The organism is Agarivorans albus (assembly GCF_019670105.1).
Classification (GTDB): Bacteria; Pseudomonadota; Gammaproteobacteria; order Enterobacterales; family Celerinatantimonadaceae; genus Agarivorans; species Agarivorans albus.
In genome coordinates this window covers 1,792,594-1,816,454 of the sequence record NZ_AP023032.1, presented here as the reverse complement: position 1 = coordinate 1,816,454, position 23,861 = coordinate 1,792,594, and the positions used below count along the sequence as shown (strand labels likewise).

Sequence of the window (23,861 nt, the reverse complement as noted above, 5' to 3'; positions counted from 1 at the left end):
CTCCTCATTAGAGCTCAGGTTAATGCCAGAGTTCTAATGAACGCCATGACCTTAAAGCTTTTCCTTCACCCAATGCTCTGCAATTTGCTCTCTGGTGGCATACCAAACACCTTCAAATTGCTGGGTATATTGAATAAAACGCTGTAAAGCAGCAAACCTTGCTGGGCGGCCTATTATGCGGCAGTGCAAGCCAATGCTAAGCATTTTGGGTGTGGTTTCACCTTCAAAATACAACACATCAAAAGCATCTTTTAAATATTGGTAAAATTGCTCGCCGCTGTTAAAGCCCTGTGGGGTAGCAAAGCGCATGTCGTTGGTGTCTAGGGTATAGGGCACCATTAACAAGGGTTTGCTGTAGTTGTTGTCCCAATAGGGTAAGTCGTCGGCGTAACTATCAGCGCAATAGAGAATATCGTCACGCTCGGCAATTAACTTTAGGGTATGCGGACTGGTGCGGCCGGTATACCAGCCTTTAGGTTTCGAGCCAGTAGTTTGTTGATGAATAGCAATGGCTTGCTCTATGTGTTCACGCTCTTGCTGCTCGCTAAAATCTTGATAGTGAATCCATCTTAAACCATGGCTGGCAATTTCCCAGTTGGCATCTAACATAGCTTTTACCGCTTCCGGGTTGCGCTGCAAGGCCATAGCAACGGCAAACACGGTTACTGGGATCCCTTGGCTCACAAACAAACGATGCAAGCGCCAAAAACCTGCTCGGCTACCATACTCGTATATGGATTCCATACTCATATGGCGATCGGGATATGCCTCTGCCCCAACTATTTCCGATAAAAACTTCTCGGAATGACTATCACCATGTAATACGCAGTTTTCGCCCCCCTCTTCATAATTAACCACAAATTGCAGGGCAACTTTGGCTTTATTTGGCCAGTTTGCTTTGGGCGGGTTTTGGCCGTAACCGAATAAATCTCGAGGGTAGTTATTGTTGCTCATAGTTATCCTTAGTTCACCAATTGAATGGCTAATTGGTGATGCTGTAATTTTAGTTGTTCTAGCTGGGCGCGGGTTTCATCAGCGTCTTCAATAATCCACTTACCCGCTACCATCAGTGTGCTCACTTGGCTTGCTCCACATAAAATCAAAGCGGCTAATGGGTCGTGAGCACCCGAAAAATTAAGGCCATCTAACTTATACAAACCAATGTCTGCCTGCTTACCTGGCGCCAAAACGCCAATATCATCGCGCCCCAATGCCGCGGCGCTGCCTTGGCTTGCCCAATTAAGCACTTGCTGGTGAGTGATTTGATCGGCGCGATAACGCAAGCGCTGCTGCATTAATGAATGGCGTAACTCTTGAATCATATTAGAGCTATCGTTAGAGGCTGAACCGTCTACCGCCATGCCTAGCTTACAACCGGCTTTGGCTAAGTCTAAGGTGGGGCAAATGCCCGATGCCAGCACCATGTTAGAGGTTGGGCAATGTGCTATTCCAACTTGTGCAGCACCTAAACGTTGAATTTCAGTTTGGTCAAAGTGAATGCCATGGGCTAACCACGTTTGTGGCCCTAGCCACCCACAATGCTCCAAATAGTCTACCGGTCGCATGCCTAGCGTTCTCAAACAAAAGTCGTTTTCATCAATGGTTTCACCAAGGTGAGTATGCAGTCGTACACCTTGCTCTTTGGCTAACGTGGCGGTGTCGCACATTAGCGATTCGGTCACCGAAAAAGGTGAGCATGGCGCAAGCGCCAAGTTAAGCATGCTGCCTTGTTCAGCACTGTGATAGCGCTTAATTAAACGCAGGCTATCATCAAGAATTTGCTGCTCGGTTTGCACTACAGAGTCTGGCGGCAAGCCGCCGTCTTTTTGTGACAAACTCATACTGCCGCGGGTTAAGGTTGCCCGCACTCCCAAGCGCCCTACTACCTCGGCTTGAATATCTATCGCCTCGCTTAAGGCATGGTTAAATACATAGTGATGATCGGCCACCGTTGTCGCGCCGCTCAACATTAGCTCCCAACAAGCAATCTCTGTGGCAACTTCGATGTGCTTAGCAGTAAGGCCAGCCCATACTGGGTAAAGTGTTTGTAACCAAGGAAATAACGGCTGATTAATTGCAGCCGGTAAGCAGCGTGTAAGGGTTTGATAAAAGTGGTGATGGGTATTTATTAAGCCAGGCAGTAACACCATATCGCTGGCATCGAGCTGTTGATCTACTGCTGTAACCGGCTGCTGCCCTGCTGCAATACATTCAATTATTTGGCTTCCTTGAATCACAATGCCACCGCGTAAATCACGCTCGGCATCGGGGCCGCTGATAGCTCCGCTAAATACGTCTAAAGGATTTTTAATCCAAGTGGTTTGGCTTGCTGGTATAGCTGAACTAGTTTGAGCTTGATTAGAGAGTGGCGACATTACTTAGTGCTTGTCCTGTTAGCGTAGTAGCTAAAGCATAAGCAAAAATCTGACCAAGCACTCAGCTTTTGTTTTAGCTTTTTAAGCCAATCCCGCGAATAACTATATCAATCACGTTTTGCTCGGCTTTGGCAAACTCTTCTGCGCTTAAGGTTTTACCGTTGATCATTCTAATCTCGGTATCAAAATCGGCGTAAAATTGAGTAGCACCCCAAATCAAAAACAGCAGGTATAAAGGTTCTATAGCTGCAATTTTTCCTTGGTCGACCCAAGCTTGAATCAAGCTACATTTGTTTTTAGTCCAATCTACAACCGGAAATTGCAAGTTGCCCTTTAGGTTAGGTGCACCTTGGATAATTTCCATAGCAAAGATCCGAGAACTTTTAGGGTGGCTGCGGCTGTAACGCATTTTAGAGCGAATATAAGCGCTAATTGCTTGCTCGGGGTCATCGTTAGCGGTGGTGTTTTCAAAGGCATCGTTCCACATGTCTACAATATCTTCGAGCAAGGTTTTGTATAGGCCTTGTTTGGATTTGAAGTAATACAGGATGTTAGCCTTGGGCAACTCGGCTCTATCGGCAATGGCTTGTAAGGAAGTGCCTTGGTAACCGTGTTTCACAAATTCATTGGTTGCCGCTTTAAGAATAAGCCGTTCATTCTTTTTTCTAATTGCGCCACTTTGACCTGCCGTAGCTTTAGCCATGCTAACCCACTCTCCCTGTTGAACTTTAATGCCGAAACTTTATACCAAAGTATTATTAATGATTAATTTATAAATCACTAGCACTAAGTTTGCTTTACTAAAAATAGCGATAAACGCACCATAACGCGCCAAAACTTGCCATACTTCGCACCATCAAAGCACAACAAAAAACCAACAATTGCAACTTATTAGCTACAGCGCTTAACTTGAACAGTTGGTCAGATTTATGCAGTAAGACCAGCCAAGCGGATAGAATGCATAAACGAATGGACGCAAAATGAAACCAGAGCAAAGCTTGTTGTCGTTATGGCGAGTGACAAAACGTTACCCCGGTGTAATTGCCAACGACAAAGTAAGCCTAGACTTAGCCGAAGGAGAAATCTTGGCGCTACTAGGTGAAAATGGCGCAGGGAAATCCACCCTGGTCAAAATGATCTACGGAGTGATTCAGCCCGACGAAGGCGGCCTACTATGGAAAGGGAAAGAGCAATTAATACGCTCGCCTAACATGGCCAGAGCCATGGGCATTGGCATGGTGTTTCAGCATTTCTCGGTATTTGAAACTCTCACCGTGCAAGAGAACATAGCGTTAAGCTTAGATGCTGGTGTAGTTAAAGATGCCGCAGCGCTGCGAGCAAAGATCGTTGAGCTAAGCAATGCCTACGAGCTAAAGGTTGAGCCCGACCGTTACGTGCATAACCTAAGCATTGGCGAGCGCCAGCGGCTTGAAATTTTGCGTTGCTTAATTCAAGACGTAAAACTGCTGATTTTAGATGAGCCCACCTCGGTACTCACCCCCCAAGAAGTGGCCGGTTTGTTTAAAGTATTACGCACCTTGGCAAGCCAGGGCTGCAGTATTTTGTTTATTAGCCACAAGCTAAAAGAAGTGACCGAGCTGTGTGACCGCGCCGTTATATTACGTGGCGGTAAAGTGAGTGGAGAATGTATTCCTTCACAAGAAACGCCAGAATCAATTGCTGGCATGATGGTTGGTAGCGATACCCAACTATCGGAACGCTACCAAAAACGCATTGGCTCAGACGAGTTAATGGTAGTGAATAATTTGAGCGTGCCACCCACCAATCCCTTCGGTACAGGCCTAAATAAGGTGAACTTAAGTCTGCATCGCGGCGAAATTTTAGGTATTGCCGGGGTTGCTGGTAATGGCCAAGAAGATTTACTCGAAGCACTTAGCGGCGAAGATACTCGCGCGGCAGCCGACAACATTTTAATTGGTAAACGCAAAGTGGGTAAATTACATGCTGGCGAGCGCCGCTTGCTAGGTATGAGCTATGTACCCACCGACCGTTTAGGCCAAGGCGCGGTGCCAGAGATGAGTTTGGCCGACAATACCTTGCTTACCAGCGCGCGCAAAGGCTTGGTAAGCAAAGGGCTAATTTTGCCGCACAAAGTGGTGGAGCTCGCCAAAACCATTATTCATCGAAATGACGTTAAGTGTCATAACGCTCACGCCCAAGCTAAGAGCCTATCGGGCGGTAACCTACAAAAATTTATTATTGGTAGAGAAGTAGACCAAAATCCAGAAATTTTGATTTGCGCTCACCCGACCTGGGGCGTAGACATTGGCGCAGCCAGCGCAATTCATCGCCAACTGATTGAACTTCGTGATAAAGGTGCTGCCATTTTGGTGGTGTCAGAGGACATCGATGAGCTGTTTATGATCTCCGATCGCATTGCCGCCTTATACGAGGGACAACTTTCTGCGGCGGTGCATACCGAGCAAACCAATATCGAAGAAATTGGCAAATGGATTGCCGGTGGATTTGTCCATAACGATAGCGAGCAAGGAGGCCAAGCGTATGCTTAAAACTCAAGCCCGTTTAGAGTCATCAAAGTTAATGTCTTGGCTCTCGCCACTCATCGCTATTGTTCTCACCATGTTGGTGTCTAGTGTGATGTTTTGGGCCCTAGATATAAACCCAGCCACCGCCTTTAAAGTGTTTATCATCGACCCGCTAAGTGATAGCTATAACTTAGGCGAGTTAATGGTAAAAACCACTCCTTTGCTGCTTTGTGCTACGGGTTTAGCCTTGTGTTACAAAGCCAATATTTGGAACATTGGCGCAGAGGGCCAGTTGCTGGTTGGCGCGTTAGTCGGCAGCTATTTTGCGCTGCAAGCCAATGAGCAAAGTGGCTATGGGTGGTTATTGGTTACTCTCACAGCAGGGGCATTAGCCGGTATGCTTTGGGCGGCCATCCCTACTCTGCTGCATCAGCTATTTCATACCAACCTTATTCTTACCACCATCATGCTCAACTACATTGGCTTGTACTTGCTGCTGTGGGGCGTGCATGGCCCTTTAATTGACCCAGACGGATTTGGTTTCCCAGAGTCAGCCATTTTTGCCGACAGTGTATTGCTGCCTACCATAATGGAGGATGGTCGCGCCTCCATTAGTATTCTCTTGGCAGTGGTATTTGCCATTGGCTCTGGGATCATTTTGTATCGCACCTTACCTGGTTTTCAGCTGCGAGTATTTGGCTCCGACCAACCTGCTGCGCGTTACGCAGGTTACAGCAGCAAATTTATTGTTTGGAGCGTAATGCTAAGCGCCGGCGCACTGGCAGGTTTTGCTGGTGTGGCAGAAGTAACCGGTCCAATTGGTCAGCTCATTCCGCAAGTGTCTCCGGGCTATGGTTACGCCGCCATTATTGTGGCCTACCTTGGCAGGCTAAATCCCTTTGGCATTATTTTCGCGGCATTCTTCATGGGTACTTTATACATGGGCAGCGATTTAGCCCAAATAGAACTAGGTATGCCCACTGCCATCACTGGTTTATTCCAAGGTGTATTGCTGTTTTTCTTACTCGCTTGCGACTTTCTCATTCATTACAAAATAGTCTGGCAGCCCAGCGCGGGCGTAGCGCAACCCTCTTCATCTAGTGCTAAGCAAGGAGCTGCATAATGGACATGGAACTACTGCAACAAATATTGGTAGCAGCAATTAAAACTGGAACCCCCTTGTTATTAGTAGCGCTAGGCGAGCTAATTTGTGAAAAATCAGGCGTACTTAACTTGGGCCAAGAAGGCATGATGTTAATGGGCGCCATGGCAGGCTTTGCCGGCGCCTACTTTACTGGCAACTTAGCCTTAGGTTTATTGCTAGCGGTGATTGCAGGCATGTTAATGGCGGGTATATTTGGGCTTCTCTCGTTAAACCTTAATACCAACCAAGTGGCAACTGGCCTAGCGCTTACTATTTTTGGCACCGGTTTAAGTGCTTTCTTAGGTGCAAGCTTGGTTGGCTCTACCATTAACGGCTTTAAGGCGATTTCAATTCCTTTGTTAAGTGATATTCCAATGCTTGGGGCCTTGCTATTTCAGCATGACATTTTGGTATATGGCAGTTTTGCTTTAGTGGCAATAACTTGGTGGGTTGTGAATAAAACCCGCGCAGGTTTAACCTTGCGCGCTGTTGGCGAAAACCCCTATTCGGCTAATGCTCTTGGCATTAAGGTAATAAAGGTTCGTTATATTGCGGTGCTTTTTGGCGGCGCAATGGCAGGCTTAGCTGGCGCTTATATGTCGCTTTCTTATACCCCAATGTGGATGGAAAACATGACCGCTGGCCGCGGCTGGATTGCGTTATCGTTAGTGGTGTTTGCATCATGGCGTGTAGGTTATTTAATGGTAGGCGCTTACCTGTTTGGCGCAGCCTCTATTTTGCACTTAGTGATGCAAGGTATAGGCTTTACCATATCGCCTAACTTGCTAGCGATGATGCCTTACGTGGCAACTATTGTGGTAATGGTAATGATTAGTGCCAACCCAATTCGCCAGAAATTAGCGGCCCCAATGAGCCTAGCTAAACCCTTTGACGCTCGCCGCCATTAATAAGCAGGCCAATTTATTGAAGCAAATACTTCAAGCTAGCCAGCAAACTAACGTATTATGCTTGCCCGCTAGTTTGGAGTAGTCATGACTTATTCGCTGTACCTTGCTCACATCAACGATACCCACTCTCATTTTGAGCCGACTTTGGTTCATTTTGAAGTGACCATAAACCAAGAGGTTTACCAAGTAGACGCATACTGCGGCGGGTATGCAAGGTTTGCTACAGCGGTAAAACAACACCAAGACTTAGCAAAACAAAATAATAGCTCAAGCCTGTTTTTACACGCTGGCGATAGCTTTCAAGGCAGTTTGTACTTTAGCCAGTTTAAAGGTGAAGCTAACGCTCATTTACTCAATTTGATGTCGGTAGATGCTATGACTATTGGCAATCATGAGTTTGATCTTGGCAATGCTCCAGTGTCTAAATTTGTTGATCAGGTTAACTTCCCCTGTCTTGCCGGCAACATGGATTTAAGCCAAGAAGATCAGCAAAAGCATTTACCTTTAGCACCCAATAACAATCTGTATTACTACAACAACGAGCTGGCCATTGCTAACTATCTGCTTAAGCCCTTAGGCGACCAGCAATTAGCCATTGTAGGCATCACTCACGACCAGATGCACAACATTGGTTGCCCCGATGCCGACTGCCATTTTTTGAACGCCATAAAAACCACTCAAGCTACGGTTAAGCACTTAAAGCAACAAGGCGTGAATCACATCATCATACTTAGCCATTTGGGCTATGACGGCGACATCGCCTTAGCCAAAGCCGTAACTGGCATAAGTGTGATTGTTGGTGGCCACTCACACACATTAACCGGCGATTTTAAGCATTTGGGGCTAGCAAGTACCGGAAATAGCGGACAATGGCAGAATGAGTGCTTAATACTACAAGCTGGTAAACATGCAGAATCCATAGGTTTAAGTTGTTTACATTTTGATAAGAATGGCAAGGTTATTAAGCTTGAAGGCGGAACCCAGTTTCTTATCGATGACAACTGGCAAGCCAAACAAAACGGGCAGATGGTTTGCAATGAAACTCGCCGTCTCATTAGCGACTATTTGGCTACCGCACCAGGGCTATTAAAGTGCTCTGATGATCAGCAAATCAGCGAGATCATCAATCAACAATATCGTCCAGTGGTTGAACAAATGAAAAGCCAAGTAGTGACCATGCTCAGCCAGCCTTTACGCCATAGTAGAATGCCAAATAAAGAGCTACCCAATGGCAGTGAAATTGCGCCGCTAATTTGCCAAGGATTTTACCAAGCCTCTGCTGCCAAGCACCCTACCGATTTTGCCTTGCACAATGCTGGCGGCGTTCGCGTATCGCTAAAAGCAGGCCCTTTGAGTAAGGCTGATATTTGTGGACGCTTACTGCCCTTCGAAATAACCTTAATGAGTTATTTAATTAAGGGCGAAGATTTAGCCATGGCCATTGAAGGTGCCATTAACAATGCCACTAACAATGGTTTAATGGGTACTGGAGATGGCAGCTTTCCCTACTTTTTCAAACTGCGTTATAGCTACCAAGCCCACAAACCTCTTGGGCAGCGCGTTAGCCAAATACAACTTGAAGAAGAGCAAGGCTGGCAAGCGTTGCAGCCCCAGCGGGTTTATCGCGGCGTTTCTTCCGCCTACACCTTGGCAGGAAAAGAAGGCTACGACGCATTATTAAACAGCTGGGATCATCACGATTTAGAGCTCAGCATGAGCGACAGCTTTGTTGCCTTTGCCAGTAGCAAACAATATTTGGTCTAATAGGCCTAGATAACACGCAAAATTGATTAAGTGAAAAGGAAAACGCCAGTGATTAGAGCCATGACCCAAGCCGACTTTAGTGCATTTTGGCCAAGCTTTAAGGCAGTAATACAGGCGCAGCAAAGTTACGCCTTTGATCCAGACATGAGCGAACAACAAGCCTTTCAGCTTTGGTGCGAGTTGCCGCTAAAAAGCTTTGTGTTTGAACACAAGCAGCAAATTTTAGGGACTTATTACATAAAACCCAACGCCATGGGCCCCAGCAAACATATTTGCAATTGTGGTTATATGGTAAGCGAAGCAGCTCGTGGAAAAGGCATAGCGCGTAAACTATGCGAACACTCTCAGGATATTGCCTTAGAGCTAGGCTTTAAAGCTATGCAGTTTAACTCTGTAGTTGCCACTAATACCGTTGCTATTGCGCTTTGGCACAAGCTCGGCTTTGCGACTATCGGCACCATTCCAAAGGCCTACTTACACCCCAAGTTAGGTTATGTAGACTGCCTAATCATGCATAAACAATTAAGTGATTAAAACTGGATTGAAGCCCCATAACCTACTTACTTAAGAGTTGTAGGGCTTTATAGCAGCTTAATCTTTAGCAATTGCCTTTCTTAAACCTATTCTGCTGTGTCCAGTAGGAAAGTTGTCAAAACGGGTAAACTCGCTAAACCCTAAACGCTTATAAAACGCGGGTGCTTGCCAGCTTTGGGTCCATAACCATAAACCACTCAGGCCTTTGTCTCTAGCATAGTCTTCGGCTTGCTGCATAAGCTGCTGGCCCATGCCTTGACCGCGGCAGCTATCGTCTACCCACAGCTCGTCTATGTATAACCAATCCCACAGTAAGTCTGCGGTAAGCGCGGCAATAAGTTTTTCCTCTGCATTTTGCAGCGTCCAATTTAAACGCTGCTTGTGATACGCTGGCGCGTCTTGTGATTGACTATGCTCTTCAAACCCCGCAGCCAAGGCGGAGTTAAGCATCGGTGCCAATGCCCCTGTCGAAAACTCAAATTTAGCCATTACTTCCCCCAGCTTTAAACTGAACCCACACCACTATTTATTCAGCAAGTAAGTGTAACGCTCTCGGTTATACAAGTAAGCTAAATTCATTTACATGTACTTGAATATTGTTTGCCAGATAACCACTACCAGCGCTTGTCAGTGGTTTATTTAACTAGGGTCTGTTGATCTTTGCTGATGGTTTTTGCAGCCATTTAGGCAAGGCAGTGAGTGTGCAGTTAAGTGGGCTTAATCATCACTCGCTAACGCTGAATAAATGGCTAATAAATGCTGACCGAAGGGTTCGGATAAGCGAACTTTACTCTTTGTTAAGCACTTCTCGCTTAGACCACTAGGCTTCTAAGTGCTCGCCTCGATTAAAGCCCGCTTATCTCGAACAAAATTTCAACACCAAAGATCAACAGACCCTAAGTAATTATTAACAAAATCTAAAAACTGTTTCTCACTAACAGCCGTTGTAGTTGCTAGGTTCAACATCTACTATTTAAAACAACTTAAGGCATTCGCTTTTAGGCTTTCAATTTTAAGATAGGTATCAAGCACATGAGCAAAACCATTTTAATTACCGGTGCAACCGACGGCATTGGTTTAGTTACCGCCAAGCAATTGCTAGAGCAGGGTCATAAGGTGCTGCTTCATGGCCGTAATCCAGCCAAACTCGAGTCTGTTAAAAATCAATTAAGCGTGAATGGTGCACAAGTAGATACCTTTGTAGCCGACCTATCCAAGCTTGAGCAAGTTGATGAGCTAGCCAAACAAGTAGCGAGCAAGTACAGCAGTTTAGATGTAGTGATTAACAATGCTGGGGTATTTAACATCCCCGATCCGCGCAATGCTCAAGGGCAAGATTTACGCTTTATAGTAAACACCCTTGCCCCATACAAGCTCACCAAAGCGCTACTACCTTTGATGGGTAAAAGTGGTCGCGTTGTGAACCTATCATCTGCTGCCCAAGCCACAGTAGATTTGGACGCGCTAAGAGGCAATCGTCAGCTTAGTGACAACTCTGCTTATGCGCAAAGCAAGCTGGCACTAACCATGTGGTCTCGCGAATTGGGCTTAGCGCTAAAAGACAGTGGCCCAATCGTCGTATCGGTTAATCCTAAATCGCTACTTGGCAGCAAAATGGTGAAAGACGCCTACGGTATTGCTGGCGGCGATTTAAACATTGGTGCAGATATACTAGTAAGAGCCAGCTTATCGGAAGAGTTTAATGATGCTGCCGGCCTATATTTTGACAACGACATCGGCCAATTTGCCTCACCCCACCCCGATGCGCTAAACGCCCAGAAGACTGGCCAAGTTGTTGAATTAATAGAAACGCTCATCTAATAATTAGAGCAACTAGAAAGTCTTTAAAACGCTACTAATACAGTGGCGTTTTACTTTTTAACCCCTGAGAAACTTGGTGGCTAATATCCATAACAAAGCAGTCTGGATAACTTAAGTTTACGTCGCTTGCCTACCCGCTTAAAATTTATGAAAAGCTCACCGAGCTGCACTATGCTTTTGAGGTAATAGTTAATACAAATGGTTCCTCATGATACGCAACATTCTCTTTAGCCTAGTTTTTATATCCCTGCCCAGTTTCGCTTTTCAAGCCATTCACTTGGGCACGCAAGATCGTCCCCCTTATACCTGGCCACAAGATGGAAAGCCCGCAGGCCCCTTCGATAACGTTGTAGTCTGCGCATTAGAGAGCATGGGCGTTGAATATAGCATCGACTTTTTGCCTTGGGCGAGAGCCCAATCAATGACCCAGCGAGGCCAATTAGATGGTTTTTATGCGGGTTCCCAAAATGCTGAGCGTGACAGTTACGCTACAGCCAGCCGCTTTATTGGTAAACAAAACTGGGCGTATTTTTATTTAGCAGATGTTATTAACCAACCAATTGATGACGAATACTTAAAGAACGCACGCGTGGGGGCTTACCTAGGGTCAAACATGGCGCAATGGCTAAAAGCAAAAGGCGTGAAAGTAGCCTATCGACCCGTTGAACCAGAAATGTTGCTAGAAGGGTTAATACGCGATCGAGCCGACATCATTTTAGCTAATGAGGCGGCGATGCTAAAACTTACCGAGAAAACTAATCGCAGCGCCTATATCGACCGCCAAGTGGTAGTAAGCAAGCCCATCGCAGTCTATTTTGGCAACACCTACTTAAATGAAAACCCCGGCTTTATTAATGCTTTCAATCAAGCAGCTAGCCAGTGCCTGCCGGAAGCGTCATTGGTGATATACAGCGAATAGCAAGGAGCTAGAGTTATCAGTTTTAACTAGCTTATTTTTGGACAGAAAGAATTTAGAGTCGATGGTCTAAATAACTCTCAACTCATTACTTTATGTATTCTGAACTGACAAATTCTTCACACCATATGAAAATCATTAATGAATAAAAACGCAATACGGCACACATTCACTGCGCCGAACAAAGGCTTCTTTGATCTACGCTAAAACGAAGAATCTTAGGGCTATTCAATTACTTCTAGGTCATGCTAAGTTAGAAAGCACGATTGAATACCTTGGTGTCAGATTGAGGATCCGCTAAGGATTTCAGAGAGTTGTGAGACGTGAACAATTTGAACTCTTATAGCAAGTGATGCTGTGGCTAAATTAAAACCATTACAATAGTGGCTTTCCGCTGTCATCTCGATGCTTATATCGTTAAAAACTACAAAAGGAAATACAGTGGACGCAAACGCCCTGACAGTACTAGCCATATTAGTGGCTGGATATACACTGCTCGCTGAAGAGAAGCGAATTGATTTGAAACTGAGGTTCTCATGGGTTGACAAGTCAGTAATTGGATTTTTGGTCATCACTTTACTCTACAGTATTTACCTACCTGTGTTGGATGCTATTGGCCTAGCCTTACCGCTAAAATGGCTATGGGGTTTTGATGAGAAGCTCACAGCGTTTACTGCTATCGTCGCGATCTTACTTTACCTAGCTTTGAAGCTTGGAGGGAAGCGTCTTCCTAAAACAAAAATTTTTGATTGGCAGAAAGAATCAAGTCATTTACTGAGAAACCAGAGATTCGAACAGTTGGCGTTCTTGATGGATAAGTACCATCATCAATTTATCACTACTTTTCAAGACCATTGGTTCGACCGAATTCGCACTAAATTACTAGCACCTTATCGACCATCTATTAGAGAGCTTATTGACTTAGAACTGAGCGATGAACCTGATGATAGTTCAATGAGTAGTCGCTTCAAAACAATTCTTTTTAATCTGATGAAGCCTTTTGCGTTCGCAATGTCGTATTGCTTACCCGATCACAGCAAATACAAAGAAGATGTATCCTCAAGTATCTCCGACGTATTTAAGTCTCACCTTTTTGTAGGGCATTTAGCTCAAACACAACCATTGCTTTGTGCGAAGTTTACAACCGTTGGTTTCAGAGCTGATGACGAGTTTAACACATTATTTTTGAGAGAATTGATTGCCAATAGATCCAGCCAACTTTACCGAGAACTTCGAGATAACCAGAATTGTTCTTACACAGGTGAGTACTACATTGATGATTCAAATCCTCTATTAAGCTTCTACTTCAAAGACATCGAGATTGCTTCTCAAATTGGAATCTGGAAGCCCATCGGAGATTACACGCTAGAATTTATCAAAAAACAAAAAGGCGATGACAGTTATTATAATCAACCCTTCTCATATACCTATTACGAAGAAGAAAAATGGGCATGCCCTATTTTCGTCAATATTCACTTCTTCAACGTGATGATATCAAGAGCTATCCATACAGGCCACCAAGACAATATGTGGTTGATGTATATAGAAAAGTATGTAGAACAAATACTAGAAAACTATATGCCTAGCTCTGATGTAGACAAAGACCGTGAGTTCCCAACTCGTTTCGACTATCTCATCTATCAATCGTTAGATGCATTGAGGGACTGGGTTGGCGCAGCCACACACAACACTGATGACAACACCATGGTTCAACTCGACGTTAACACTGTACCTATACGCTGGGCGGCTTCTACGCTAGGTAGTACATTTTATACTTTAGTTAAGTCGAACAAGCTTACCGATAGCCAATATGTGTACTATCTAGAGATGATCGTCAAATTAATCAAAGAGCTGGATGCCTCTAGTAACGAAAGGCTTAGCAAACTCATTGTTATTAATGCGATTAAGCAGTACGAGCACTCATCCCCAGATAGAAATGTAATTAATGCTTTGGTTAGGTACTACTCACGAGTTGACCATGTTCTCAAATCAAGAGAATCAACTTTTGAAAAACTGGTTTAAGAAGCCCTCGATACACCTTTACGCTAACTATATTTTTCCAACGGAACCATTTATAGAGATGTAAGGACAATCACTAGAGAAGACTCTAAGTCGCTTTTGTCCCGAAGCAACCTAGAATTTATTTCTAAATACTCACTGCCAATGCATAGGTATCACCAACGCCACATGAGTAAAATTTTAGGAAGTCACGATTAACAGAAAATGTGAGTTTGGTCGTCGAAGTTGATAATGGGGCAAAGCGTGTTTGCCGAGATCAGCTTCAGCACGTCCTAGGACAAAAGCTACGTCGAGGTTCAGTTCTTTATTTGTCTTCGGATAATGTCTGGCAATACAACTGGCTAGAGGTCGTCATCGCTCAAATCTAACTAAGTGACTAAACTCAGCGTATCACTACACTTCAAATCAATGAAGAAGTTGAAGAATTGAAGAATCATCACTATCATCATTGCCATTCTTCATAATATTTTCAATTAGTTAGAAGGCGATTAGAGGGTGAGAAACGTTATTAGTGACGATAAAATCAGTGATTTTCGAGACTTAGTTAACTCAAACTCTAGCTTTGTATATCAAATATACAAAGATAAAGGTGGTAAGAATCTTTTTAACCTCGTTTGCTCTGCTATGGATTGGATCTCTGTCTCTGTTCGGCACTTAGAAAATGCGCCAGAGTTTGACAAAAACATAGATAGTAGATGTATGCAGGTCTACTCTCTGATCTCTTCAATAGACCTCATTTTTGAGTCAATAAAACAACTCCATCGAGTGTTTATGACTGGTAAGAAAGACCCGTTTTATGGTGAAAAGAAATGCTTCAAAGATCGCCTCTTCGCTAATGAAGATGATAACAATTACTTTAAAACTATCAGGGCGTGTTTCGGTGCTCACCCCGTAAACCTGAATCAAGAAAATTCAAAGCGTTTCGCAAGTTGGCCATTCCCAAGTCATTTCAACACTGGCGATTTGAGTGTTCATTTGTACAGTCGAGATGTTGGTATAGAAGACTTAACGTTAAACCTCAATATCAATGAGCTGTTGGAATTTCTCAGAATTCGATATGAGTATCTTGATGTTATTGCTGATAGGATTGAAACACTGTTTGTTGAGTATCAACACAAACTTTCAAAAGAAAAGATTGAGACTAAATCAGATCCTTTAGAACAACTCTATGTTCTTCGTACTGAGTCAGAAAAACGATTAGATAACGATTACTATAACGGGGAGATTGATGACCTGATTATGATTTTTGAAGCGGAAGTAACTGACGCTGACCTTGTGCTATTGGCTGATAAGTATAAAGAATCCCTCCTACCTATGATTGAAGAGATTAAGACGAATCTTCAAGAAATGAACATCGTTGACCTAGCAAACGATATTGAACTGAAAATAAGATCTGACCTTGATAAAGAGTTACGTTATGAACTTGGTAAGTTCTACACTTGGGTTCACGGTGGCGGATACGATCCGCTACTCGAATACTATTTTGAAAGGTTTAACGCTTCTACTGCCGGTAAGTTTAAGTTCACCAAAACTGATGACATCAAACTTACGTTTCTTAAAGCAAAGCTCATGCTAACTGAATAGTGTGAACAAATAGGACCAACTCTTATCTTTTGCTGTTCATTACTTTTTGTATATCAAAGTTACCTGAACATCATTGTTTGAACTTTGGGTTGTAACTCATAAAGGGGCAAAAACGTTTCATACACTCAATAGCCAAGACTGTGCTTTTCAATCCCATTATCTTCGCCGAGTAGCGCAAATGAACAAGGGAGCAGAGTTGAAGTCTGTTTGAGCGTAGCGAGTTACTTCAACTCCCTTGTGAATGTGCAACGGAGGATCTAAGAAGATGCAGGGCGAGTTTTCTTTTTGCTTCGTTTTTCTTTGCTCGTCAAAGAAAAATGACGTCGCCGCAGGCGAAAGCTTTTACTCTATAGCTAACACATAAAGGGGCAAACACGAGTTAACTTATAGCTTCACTTCTCGCTGATGAAGAAACCTATCGCTGAGCAAAAAGAGCGCTCTATCGGCGCTCTTATCTACTTAAGACTAAGCAAATACTGGCGCGTCAAAATCTTCTGCTTCGTCGCTGTATACACAAACATTTGAATCTTCTACTAAGCCTGTCTCTGCAACACAATGGGTTTGAAAAAACTCGCTAATTTCTTTGCGTTGGCAGTGCGCTTCAAAGCTTTCTTTATCCGCCCAAATCTCTTGAAAGGCGATGGGATAACCAGTGCCCTGAGCAAAAGGGTTGTCAATTTGGCGTGTAACCGTGTATTGAATACAGCCATCTTCGCGCAAGGTGTTTGGCTCTAACGCTTGCAATACTTTAAACAGCTCGTTTTGTTTACCAGCTTTAGGTTTAAACATGGCAATGCAATAGATCTTTTTAGACATAAGGCTTCCTTAATAAAGCGGCGAGCTGAGCTCGCCATTCTTAAAAATATCAATAATAAGCCTTTGTGCGGGAAAACGCTGCAACTAATTGGCTATTAACAAGCTTTATAGCGCAGCGTTTGCATTGCCAACAAGCGCTTGTAAGCTAACTCTTGGCGCAGCGCAGACGAGCCTTCACACCAGTTGTATTCCAGCGGTTCCCAAAGTGGATCTTTGGGTGATAAACCCAAAGCCTCAATATAACTTGCCTTGGCCACTACATATTGGCTTTTATAGGGAAGAATTACCCCTCCCTGCTTGGCTTGCAGAGCCAGAGCCTCTGGATAATTGGCGCACCAATGATTAAGCAACGCCATACAAGCAGGCGAGTACCAAAACTTGCCGCTATCTTGTTGCATGGTTTGCTTGTGCTGACACGATAATACACTTTGAGCGTGTTGCCAGTCTTTAAAGCCCGCTTCTCGCGCTACATACAACAAGGCATGTTTTAGTTGTGGTGATTTGTCTTTAGCTAAACTTACTAATGGGGAATCGGCAGTATGGCGCTGTTTAAGCAAAATTTTACTGCGAATTTTAAGTTCTTCAACGGCAGATAACATCTCTATGCTCCTAAATACTTAAGTTGTTCCCCGCAAAACAATATTCAGAATGACATACAGTGTCGTAATGATGTGTAACTAAGCATGTGCTTAAGGGTGAGTTCCTCTTGGCGGGCAGGCGCCCCTTAGCACCTGCCCGCATTCTGCCAAAGCTAAGTTAATTATACAAGTAAACTCTAAGGCTCATTAATTCTACGATTGTTGCGTACTCGGTTTGAGTTGAGCCGCAACAGAAGATGGCTGCTCAGGTAATAATAAACTAAGCAAGATAGCCACTAAACCACCGGAGGTAACTGCTGACCCAAAGATGTTTTGAACCAATTTAGGCGCGTGTTGTAATAGGTCGGGTACCATTGTCACGCCTAAACCTACCCCAAAAGACACTGCCATAATAAGTAGTTTGCGGCGATTAAGTGTTTCGCTAGCAATAATTTTAATCCCTGCTGCCGCCACTGTACCAAACATCACCAAGGTGGCTCCGCCTAGTACTGGTTTAGGAATTTGCTGTAAAACAGCGCCTAATATGGGGAATAGTCCCAGTACCACTAGTATTAGTGCAATGTAATAACCTATATACCGACTGGCTACGCCGGTTAGTTGAATCACTCCATTATTTTGGCTAAAGGTAGTGTTTGGAAAAGTATTAAAAACAGCGGCAATTAAGGAGTTAACGCCGTCGGCTAGCACTCCGCCACGCACCCGTTTTAAGTAGCTGTCTCCCTTAATCTCTTGCTGCGAGATAGCGCAGTTAGCGGTAATATCGCCAGCCGATTCTATTGCCGTAATAAAGTAGATAAGCGCAATAGGAAGAAAGGCTACCCAGTCAAAACTAAAACCATATTTAAACGGAATAGGAATACTCACCCAAGGTTGTGAGCCTAGCGAAGAAAAATCTACTTTCCCCATAAATAGCGCGATTAACATACCAGCGAGCAGACCAATAACAATTGATGAGAGACGCAGCCAAGGGTTTGCCGAACGGTTTAAAGCAATAATAATTGCCAACACAGTGAAACCTAAACCTAGGTTTTGTAAGCTACCAAAATCGGCAGCTTTAAAGCCCCCCGCCAAATCGGTCATGCCTACTTTAATCAGCGAAATACCAATGATGGTAATCACTATTCCGGTCACCAATGGCGTGATGATTTTCTTCATTTTAACCAGCATTTGCGATAAGAAAATCTCGATAAAAGCGCCCAAAAAGCAAACGCCAAATATTAGCGACAATATCTCTTCGGGACCGCCGCCTTGGCTTTTAGCGATAAAGCCTGCCGCCAATATCGAGCCTAAGAAAGCAAAACTGGTCCCTTGCACACAAATCATGCCTGCGCCAATAGGGCCTAACCTTTTTGCCTGAATGAAGGTTCCAACGCCAGATACAATGAGCGCCATGCTAATCAGGTAGGGAATGTGCGAGCCTAAGCCTAATACGCCCCCAATAATCAAGGTTGGGGTTATCACGCCAACAAAACATGCCAATACATGTTGTAGCCCAGCAAAAAATGCTTCTGCTACCGCAGGTCTCTCCTCTAGTTGGTACAACAACTCCTTTGGTATCGCTTTTTCCGTATTTGCACTCATGCTTTACTCCCTGTTATTTCGCTATATCACAAGCAGATATCTGACCACTAGGTCAGATTAATAACGCAAGGAACTTGCCAATTTACCTTTTTGCAACAACCAGCCTACAACAACTATCATTTATTCAATCACTTAGACGGGGAACATTGCCAATAAACCATCGCTCAACGAGCTAGCAACATTGATATCATTACGCGTTTAATTGGTGCGCTCTCACCAATACCTGCACCAGCAACTACCAATGCCGAGCATCACATAAAATGCGCCGATTTAGTGTTTTACTCTTGACTGGCAGTGCGAATCAAAATCCTTAAATAACAGTGAGATAACTGTCTTTTATTAGCGACAGGCTCGCGCTAATTCTGGATATTAACGTGATAAGGCTCACAGCTTAATGATAAATTTAATTCTTAATTTAAATGTCAATTGATGCTGCTCTAGTATCTTGCCCAACCAGTTTTGGTTTAAGTGCCCCTTAATAAACAAGAAAGTAATAAAGTGAAGGGACAAAGCTTAGCAATATCAGGATGATATGAGTGTTACATTGCGCAAACTAGATTTGTTGCCGCCAATAATTAGCTAACAAAGCTAAGGCATCAGCAAAGCATTTAACTAACACCCATGCCACATGTTTTTAAAACACTATCATGGAGAAATAAATGCAATTATCCACAGCCTCGGCGCTGGTTGGTGCATGCTTTAGTCTGTTGACTAGCAGCGCCTACGCAGCCACTAGCGTAAGCATCGACTTAAACACCCAAAAGTTTATTGGCGGCGAATCTCAGTTAGATCGCGAAAAATACTTTAACCTACATACCACCCACTCAGAAAACCAAGTTACCAATGATGAGCTTGAGTATTTAACTAACGATCTAAACGCTGGCTTTGGCCGCGGCTTTTGGAGTCCGTTTTCGGCTCACAAAGGGCATGATTCCTACCCTAACGAAGCCACCGCTAAAACCAATGGTGCCAAAAACATTAGTAGCACCAAAAACCACAACAACTATGCTTATTTCTCGAATCGCTACATTGTTACCGACCATCCGCGAAACGCATTTGCAGCCAATCAAGACCCTGTAAAAGCCGCCGAGTGGGCAGCCAACTACTTTAAACACTACTTTGATGACAGCACTCGCCCCATTTTTTATGAGCCAATTAACGAGCCCTTTGTACATGCCGGTGAGTTTGGGATCGATGCCGATCTAGCACGCTCAAAAATCACAGAGCTGTTCAAGCAAATTGGTAAAAAGTTTGACCAAGAAAACATAGATACCAAAGTGATCGGTTATGCTGGTGCTTGGCCGTCGATGGAATTGTGGGATTTTAGGCACTTTGATACCCGCATGAAAATGTTCATGGATAGCGCAGGCCCATACATGGATGCCTTTTCGGTACATTTATACGATGGCGTAAACGTAACTGGCGCGAATAGTCAACGCTCTGGTAGCAACTTAGACGCGATCTTAGATTTAGTTGAAAGCTACAGCTACCACAAATGGGCACAGGTTAAACCGCTGGCCATTACCGAATATGGTGGCATTGAAAAAGGTTACGGCGACACCTACAGCGACATTGCTAGCGTGCAATCGGTTCGTTCTATCAACAACATGTTATTCCAGCTGTTAGACCGCCAAGATCGCTTACTAACTTCTATTCCTTTTATTACCGGCAAAGCTAGCTGGCATTACAATGCCGCAAACAACTGGGAACCATACGGCGCGGTAATTACTCGCCCTGACCCAAGCAGCATTGTTAACGGCAAACCTACCCGCTTCTTCTGGACCCCACGTATTCACTTCTACCAACTATGGTCAGACGTAAAAGGGGTTCGAGTTAAAAGCCAAAGTTCTAATCCAGATGTTCAAGTACAAGCATTTGTAGATGGCAACAAAGCGTACGTTGCGCTTAATAGTTTGTCTGAGAATACCGAGCAAGTTAGTTTAGATTTTGTAAGCAGCTTAGGTAGCATCAATAAGGTAGCTAAGAAATCGTTAAAAATTTACCCAAATGCTGCGCCAGTTTATCAAGACAACAGTAATGTAAATGCTCCAAGTAGCTTGAGCTTAATTGCTGGCGAAACGGTTGTTTTGCAATACAGCTTTAATCAAAACATCGACCTAGACAACACGCTACATGTAAACAGCTATTACAGCACCACTAACTTACAAACCATTTCTGCCAACAAAGCGCTTAACTTTGCGATTAACAACGTTAGTGCCGGCCAAGGTACCTCAAACCTAAAAGTGAGTATTGGGCGTAAACACAACAAATCGAAAAAGCCAGTCGTGAAAATAAACGGCACTGCGTTAACTGTTCCGAATAACTGGAAAGGTGGCGATCAAAGCTCACGCGATGACTTTTTTGGCGCCTTGCATATCCCAGTACCCAACAATTTACTGAGCAAAAACAATGTTGTTAGCATAACCTTCCCCGATTCAGATGGTCGCGTAAGCTCGGTGGTTTTAGAGGTGAACAACCAAAGTAACGCTGCCGTAACCCAAGATGCAGTAAGCTTTACCAACACCATCGACAGCCTAGCACCGGGTAAAAATTACGCCGTTACGCTGGATTACAGCGCCAGCCAAAGCCGTGACTTAACCGTATCCATTTGGAAAGACCAAAGTTACCTAGCGGGCACAACTGTTAACGTAGCTGCTGGAGAAGGTACTAAAACCATAGATGTTACCTTGGCAAATGAAACGGTATCTGGCGAAACGGGCTACATCATAAAGGCTAATATTCGCCCTCAAGGTGGCGATGTTGCTAGCATTATCAAACAAACCCAAATCAACGATATTGTGATTGAAAGTGACAGCGGCGCAAACTACGACCAAATCGTGTTTGTAGAAAGCTACCAAGAACTCACTAGCGCTCTGCAATACACCATTAAGCTTGATTACTCGGCCATGCAACAGCGTGACTTGGTTGTAGAGTTATGGGATGAACAAAACTGGCTAGCCTCTGGCAAAACCAGTGTGCCTCCTGGTTCGGGCACTACCTCAGTCACTATTGACCTTAGCACCGCACCGGCCGCAGGTAGCCAAGGTTACAAGCTTAAAGGCTCTATTCGCCCAAGCGGCACATCGTGGCAAGACAATCTTGATTTCGAGCAGATTAGCAATATTGAAATTGTTAGCGACCTTCCTAGTGAAGACACCACTAAGCTAGTGATGCCTTCTACCGAGTTGCTGCAGGCTCAGAGCTATCAATTTACGGTTGACTACAGCGCGACTCAACAGCGTGACGTAGTGGTTGAGCTATGGCTGAACAATCAATGGTTGGCTCAAGCTACCGAGCAAGTAGAAGCAGGTGAAGGCAGCGTACAACTTACCGTTGAACTTGATGAAGTGGCACAGGCCGCCAACACCTATACCGTTAAAAACAGTATCCGCCCATTAGGAACCGATTGGCACAGTAACTTAGCCACTAACCAAGTAAACAATGTAAGCGTTATAAGTGACGCACTTACTGCACCGAGCACTTGGACTAACCTGCAATTTAAACACAGCGCTAAATGTATGGACGTAGCAGGTGGCAAAACCACTAACGGTAGTCAATATCACCAATGGACCTGTAATACTCTAAACGACAACCAACGTTTTTTGTTTACGCCTCTCGGAGACAACTGGTACACCATTAAAGCTAAGGTGAGCAACAAATGTGTCGACCTAGCCAGTGGCACCACCGCCAATGGTGGGAAATTGCAGCAGTATTCTTGTGATAACAACAACCCAAACCAAGTTTGGCAGTTAGTTGAACAACAAGATGGTTGGTTTGAGCTGCGTGCTAAACCTTCCGCAAAATGTATTGATGTAAAAAATGCCGCTAGCACTAACCAAGCCAGCATTCAGCAATGGAATTGTGGTAACCAAGCTAACCAACTTCTCCGCTTTATAGAATAAACCAGTAAGGTTTAAGAGCCGCTTTGCGCGGCTCTTTTTTCTTTTTACACCTCGCCTACCCTAATCATTTACCACGCAAAATCGCCTAACATTGGTGCGTAGCTAGCGTTTGCTGCACCACAAACAATCATTCATTTAAAACCGTCGCATTAACAATTCCTTCAACTAAACTCAACAAAGCTTGTGAAATTGGGATTTATTGACTTAAATCAAAAAACATGACCAAGTGGCCAGCTTTTTGCTACTTCAATTTTTTAACTAACCGCCATTCCAAGAAACGGAGTTCTAAATGAAACTAAATAAATGGATAAGTGCTGCAGCCTTTGCTGTAACCACCTTAATAGCACCAGTTAGCATGGCTGCCGACGAGCCACTAAAAGTAGGCTTTGTATATGTTGGCCCTGTAGGAGACCACGGTTGGAGTTATGAACACGACCAAGGTCGAATTGAGATGGAGCAGCACTTTGGCGGAAAAGTTAGTACCACCTTTGTAGAAAACGTTCCTGAAGGCGCAGATGCAGAGCGAGTGATTACCCAGTTGGCCAAATCAGGTCACGACGTTATCTTCACAACGTCTTTTGGTTTTATGAACCCAACAATCAAGGCCGCTAAACGCTTTCCTAAAGTTACCTTTGAACACGCTACCGGCTACAAACGCAGCAAAAACGTATCTACTTATGTATTGCGTACCTACGAGGGCCGTTATGTATCAGGCGTGGCCGCTGGCATGACCACCAAAACCAATGTGATTGGTTACATTGCCTCGTTCCCCATTCCGGAAGTGATCCGTGACATTAACTCGGTGTACTTAGGCGCAAAAAGTGTAAACCCGGACGTGCAAATTAAAATTGTGTGGGTAAATACTTGGTACGATCCAGGTAAAGAAGCAGACGCCGCCAACGCCCTTATGGACCAAGGCGTAGACATTATTCTGCAGCACACCGACAGCCCTGCACCACTTATTGCCGCCGAGAAGCGCGGCGTAATGGGCATTGGTCAAGCATCGGATATGAGCCAATTTGCCCCTACTGCACATATGTTCTCGGTACGTGATGTTTGGGCACCGCATTACATTCGCACCGTTGAGGAAGTTCTTGCTAATTCTTGGAAGCCAGAAGATTACTGGGGTGGTTTTGCAGAAAACATTCTGCAAATTGTTTCGGTTAACCCAGCCCTACCCGACGACGTAAAAACCGCCATTAGCGAAACTGAAGCCAAGATTAAATCGGGCGAATTTCATCCATTTACCGGTCCAATGAAAGACAACAGCGGTAAAGAGGTGATCCCAGCGGGTAAAACGCTTAACGACCAAGAGCTAGCGGGTGTGATGTGGTACGTAGAAGGCATCGACGCAACGATTCCTTAGTAAACCTAAACCCCAAATAAACCGA

At 44.3% G+C, this 23,861-nt stretch carries 18 protein-coding genes and 1 pseudogene; 12 read left to right on the top strand and 7 right to left on the bottom strand.

All coding sequences use genetic code 11. From position 1 onward, the window contains the following. Positions 1 to 51: 51 nt before the first annotated feature. The 3 genes from puuE to K5620_RS08345 form a co-directional block, all read right to left on the bottom strand. The gene (gene puuE, locus K5620_RS08355) at positions 52 to 954 is read right to left on the bottom strand and encodes an allantoinase PuuE (protein WP_016400607.1); all 903 of its coding nucleotides are present in this window, start codon (positions 952 to 954) and stop codon (positions 52 to 54) included. An 8-nt stretch (positions 955 to 962) separates the two neighbouring features. Beyond that, a complete protein-coding gene (locus K5620_RS08350) occupies positions 963 to 2,375 on the bottom strand; it encodes an 8-oxoguanine deaminase (protein WP_016400608.1) in 1,413 nt (470 codons plus the stop codon). Between the two features lie 73 nt (positions 2,376 to 2,448). Next, entirely contained in the window at positions 2,449 to 3,078 is a 630-nt protein-coding gene (locus K5620_RS08345; RefSeq protein ID WP_016400609.1) for a TetR/AcrR family transcriptional regulator, read from the bottom strand. A 277-nt stretch (positions 3,079 to 3,355) separates the two neighbouring features. Between K5620_RS08345 and K5620_RS08340 the strand changes: the two genes are divergently transcribed. From K5620_RS08340 to K5620_RS08320, 5 genes are all read left to right on the top strand, one after another. Then, positions 3,356 to 4,906 carry an ABC transporter ATP-binding protein gene (locus K5620_RS08340; protein ID WP_016400610.1) on the top strand — a complete coding sequence of 517 codons (1,551 nt, stop codon included), beginning with the start codon at positions 3,356 to 3,358 and terminating at the stop codon, positions 4,904 to 4,906. Beyond that, positions 4,899 to 6,005, top strand: a complete 1,107-nt coding sequence (locus K5620_RS08335) for an ABC transporter permease (RefSeq protein ID WP_016400611.1) — start codon at positions 4,899 to 4,901, stop codon at positions 6,003 to 6,005. The genes K5620_RS08340 and K5620_RS08335 overlap by 8 nt, the downstream gene beginning before the upstream one ends. After that, positions 6,005 to 6,934, top strand: a complete 930-nt coding sequence (locus K5620_RS08330; protein ID WP_016400612.1) for an ABC transporter permease — start codon at positions 6,005 to 6,007, stop codon at positions 6,932 to 6,934. Before K5620_RS08335 ends, K5620_RS08330 begins: the two co-directional genes overlap by 1 nt. An 84-nt stretch (positions 6,935 to 7,018) precedes the next feature. Continuing rightward, positions 7,019 to 8,698, top strand: coding sequence for a bifunctional metallophosphatase/5'-nucleotidase (locus K5620_RS08325; protein WP_016400613.1), 1,680 nt, complete (start codon positions 7,019 to 7,021; stop codon positions 8,696 to 8,698). A gap of 48 nt (positions 8,699 to 8,746) precedes the next feature. After that, complete coding sequence (locus K5620_RS08320; protein WP_016400614.1) at positions 8,747 to 9,232, top strand: GNAT family N-acetyltransferase; 486 nt, start codon at positions 8,747 to 8,749, stop codon at positions 9,230 to 9,232. 57 nt (positions 9,233 to 9,289) lie between these two features. Here the strand turns inward: K5620_RS08320 and K5620_RS08315 are convergent, their stop codons facing one another. Beyond that, a complete protein-coding gene (locus K5620_RS08315) occupies positions 9,290 to 9,721 on the bottom strand; it encodes a GNAT family N-acetyltransferase (RefSeq protein WP_016400615.1) in 432 nt (143 codons plus the stop codon). 543 nt (positions 9,722 to 10,264) lie between these two features. Between K5620_RS08315 and K5620_RS08310 the strand changes: the two genes are divergently transcribed. The 5 genes and pseudogenes from K5620_RS08310 (at position 10,265) to K5620_RS08295 (ending at position 15,572) form a co-directional block, all read left to right on the top strand. Next, on the top strand, positions 10,265 to 11,053 hold the full coding sequence (locus K5620_RS08310; protein ID WP_016400617.1) for an SDR family NAD(P)-dependent oxidoreductase: 789 nt from the start codon (positions 10,265 to 10,267) through the stop codon (positions 11,051 to 11,053). Between the two features lie 277 nt (positions 11,054 to 11,330). Further along, positions 11,331 to 11,972: a substrate-binding periplasmic protein gene (locus tag K5620_RS08305; protein ID WP_215426345.1), complete on the top strand. Its 642-nt coding sequence runs from the start codon at positions 11,331 to 11,333 to the stop codon at positions 11,970 to 11,972. Positions 11,973 to 12,117: 145 nt separating this feature from the next. Further along, a pseudogene (locus K5620_RS21710) lies at positions 12,118 to 12,296 on the top strand (integrase); the annotation flags it as partial. Between the two features lie 114 nt (positions 12,297 to 12,410). Then, positions 12,411 to 13,991 (top strand): hypothetical protein, encoded by a 1,581-nt coding sequence (locus tag K5620_RS08300; protein WP_016400619.1) that lies wholly within the window; start codon positions 12,411 to 12,413, stop codon positions 13,989 to 13,991. A 492-nt stretch (positions 13,992 to 14,483) separates the two neighbouring features. Continuing rightward, positions 14,484 to 15,572, top strand: a complete 1,089-nt coding sequence (locus tag K5620_RS08295; protein WP_016400620.1) for a hypothetical protein — start codon at positions 14,484 to 14,486, stop codon at positions 15,570 to 15,572. Positions 15,573 to 16,037: 465 nt separating this feature from the next. On the opposite strand, the gene K5620_RS08290 is transcribed toward K5620_RS08295, so the two are convergent. The 3 genes from K5620_RS08290 to K5620_RS08280 form a co-directional block, all read right to left on the bottom strand. Then, positions 16,038 to 16,388: a putative quinol monooxygenase gene (locus K5620_RS08290; RefSeq protein WP_016400621.1), complete on the bottom strand. Its 351-nt coding sequence runs from the start codon at positions 16,386 to 16,388 to the stop codon at positions 16,038 to 16,040. Between the two features lie 95 nt (positions 16,389 to 16,483). Further along, positions 16,484 to 16,987 (bottom strand): hypothetical protein, encoded by a 504-nt coding sequence (locus K5620_RS08285; RefSeq protein WP_016400622.1) that lies wholly within the window; start codon positions 16,985 to 16,987, stop codon positions 16,484 to 16,486. 192 nt (positions 16,988 to 17,179) lie between these two features. Further along, on the bottom strand, positions 17,180 to 18,568 hold the full coding sequence (locus K5620_RS08280; RefSeq protein WP_016400623.1) for a nucleobase:cation symporter-2 family protein: 1,389 nt from the start codon (positions 18,566 to 18,568) through the stop codon (positions 17,180 to 17,182). A gap of 659 nt (positions 18,569 to 19,227) precedes the next feature. Here K5620_RS08280 and K5620_RS08275 point away from each other — a divergent pair. Both K5620_RS08275 and K5620_RS08270 read left to right on the top strand, forming a co-directional pair. Further along, the gene (locus tag K5620_RS08275) at positions 19,228 to 22,470 is read left to right on the top strand and encodes an RICIN domain-containing protein (RefSeq protein ID WP_016400624.1); all 3,243 of its coding nucleotides are present in this window, start codon (positions 19,228 to 19,230) and stop codon (positions 22,468 to 22,470) included. Positions 22,471 to 22,759: 289 nt separating this feature from the next. Continuing rightward, entirely contained in the window at positions 22,760 to 23,836 is a 1,077-nt protein-coding gene (locus K5620_RS08270) for a BMP family ABC transporter substrate-binding protein (protein ID WP_016400625.1), read from the top strand. The last annotated feature ends 25 nt before the right edge of the window (positions 23,837 to 23,861 follow it).

Bases quoted from the DNA above. Each gene is read 5' to 3' on its own strand.
- puuE (WP_016400607.1), bottom strand. From the start codon at position 954: ATGAGCAACAATAACTACCCTCGAGATTTATTCGGTTACGGCCAAAAC.
- K5620_RS08350 (WP_016400608.1), bottom strand. From the start codon at position 2,375: ATGTCGCCACTCTCTAATCAAGCTCAAACTAGTTCAGCTATACCAGCA.
- K5620_RS08345 (WP_016400609.1), bottom strand. From the start codon at position 3,078: ATGGCTAAAGCTACGGCAGGTCAAAGTGGCGCAATTAGAAAAAAGAAT.
- K5620_RS08340 (WP_016400610.1), top strand. From the start codon at position 3,356: ATGAAACCAGAGCAAAGCTTGTTGTCGTTATGGCGAGTGACAAAACGT.
- K5620_RS08335 (WP_016400611.1), top strand. From the start codon at position 4,899: ATGCTTAAAACTCAAGCCCGTTTAGAGTCATCAAAGTTAATGTCTTGG.
- K5620_RS08330 (WP_016400612.1), top strand. From the start codon at position 6,005: ATGGACATGGAACTACTGCAACAAATATTGGTAGCAGCAATTAAAACT.
- K5620_RS08325 (WP_016400613.1), top strand. From the start codon at position 7,019: ATGACTTATTCGCTGTACCTTGCTCACATCAACGATACCCACTCTCAT.
- K5620_RS08315 (WP_016400615.1), bottom strand. From the start codon at position 9,721: ATGGCTAAATTTGAGTTTTCGACAGGGGCATTGGCACCGATGCTTAAC.
- K5620_RS08310 (WP_016400617.1), top strand. From the start codon at position 10,265: ATGAGCAAAACCATTTTAATTACCGGTGCAACCGACGGCATTGGTTTA.
- K5620_RS08290 (WP_016400621.1), bottom strand. From the start codon at position 16,388: ATGTCTAAAAAGATCTATTGCATTGCCATGTTTAAACCTAAAGCTGGT.
- K5620_RS08285 (WP_016400622.1), bottom strand. From the start codon at position 16,987: ATGTTATCTGCCGTTGAAGAACTTAAAATTCGCAGTAAAATTTTGCTT.
- K5620_RS08280 (WP_016400623.1), bottom strand. From the start codon at position 18,568: ATGAGTGCAAATACGGAAAAAGCGATACCAAAGGAGTTGTTGTACCAA.
- K5620_RS08275 (WP_016400624.1), top strand. From the start codon at position 19,228: ATGCAATTATCCACAGCCTCGGCGCTGGTTGGTGCATGCTTTAGTCTG.
- K5620_RS08270 (WP_016400625.1), top strand. From the start codon at position 22,760: ATGAAACTAAATAAATGGATAAGTGCTGCAGCCTTTGCTGTAACCACC.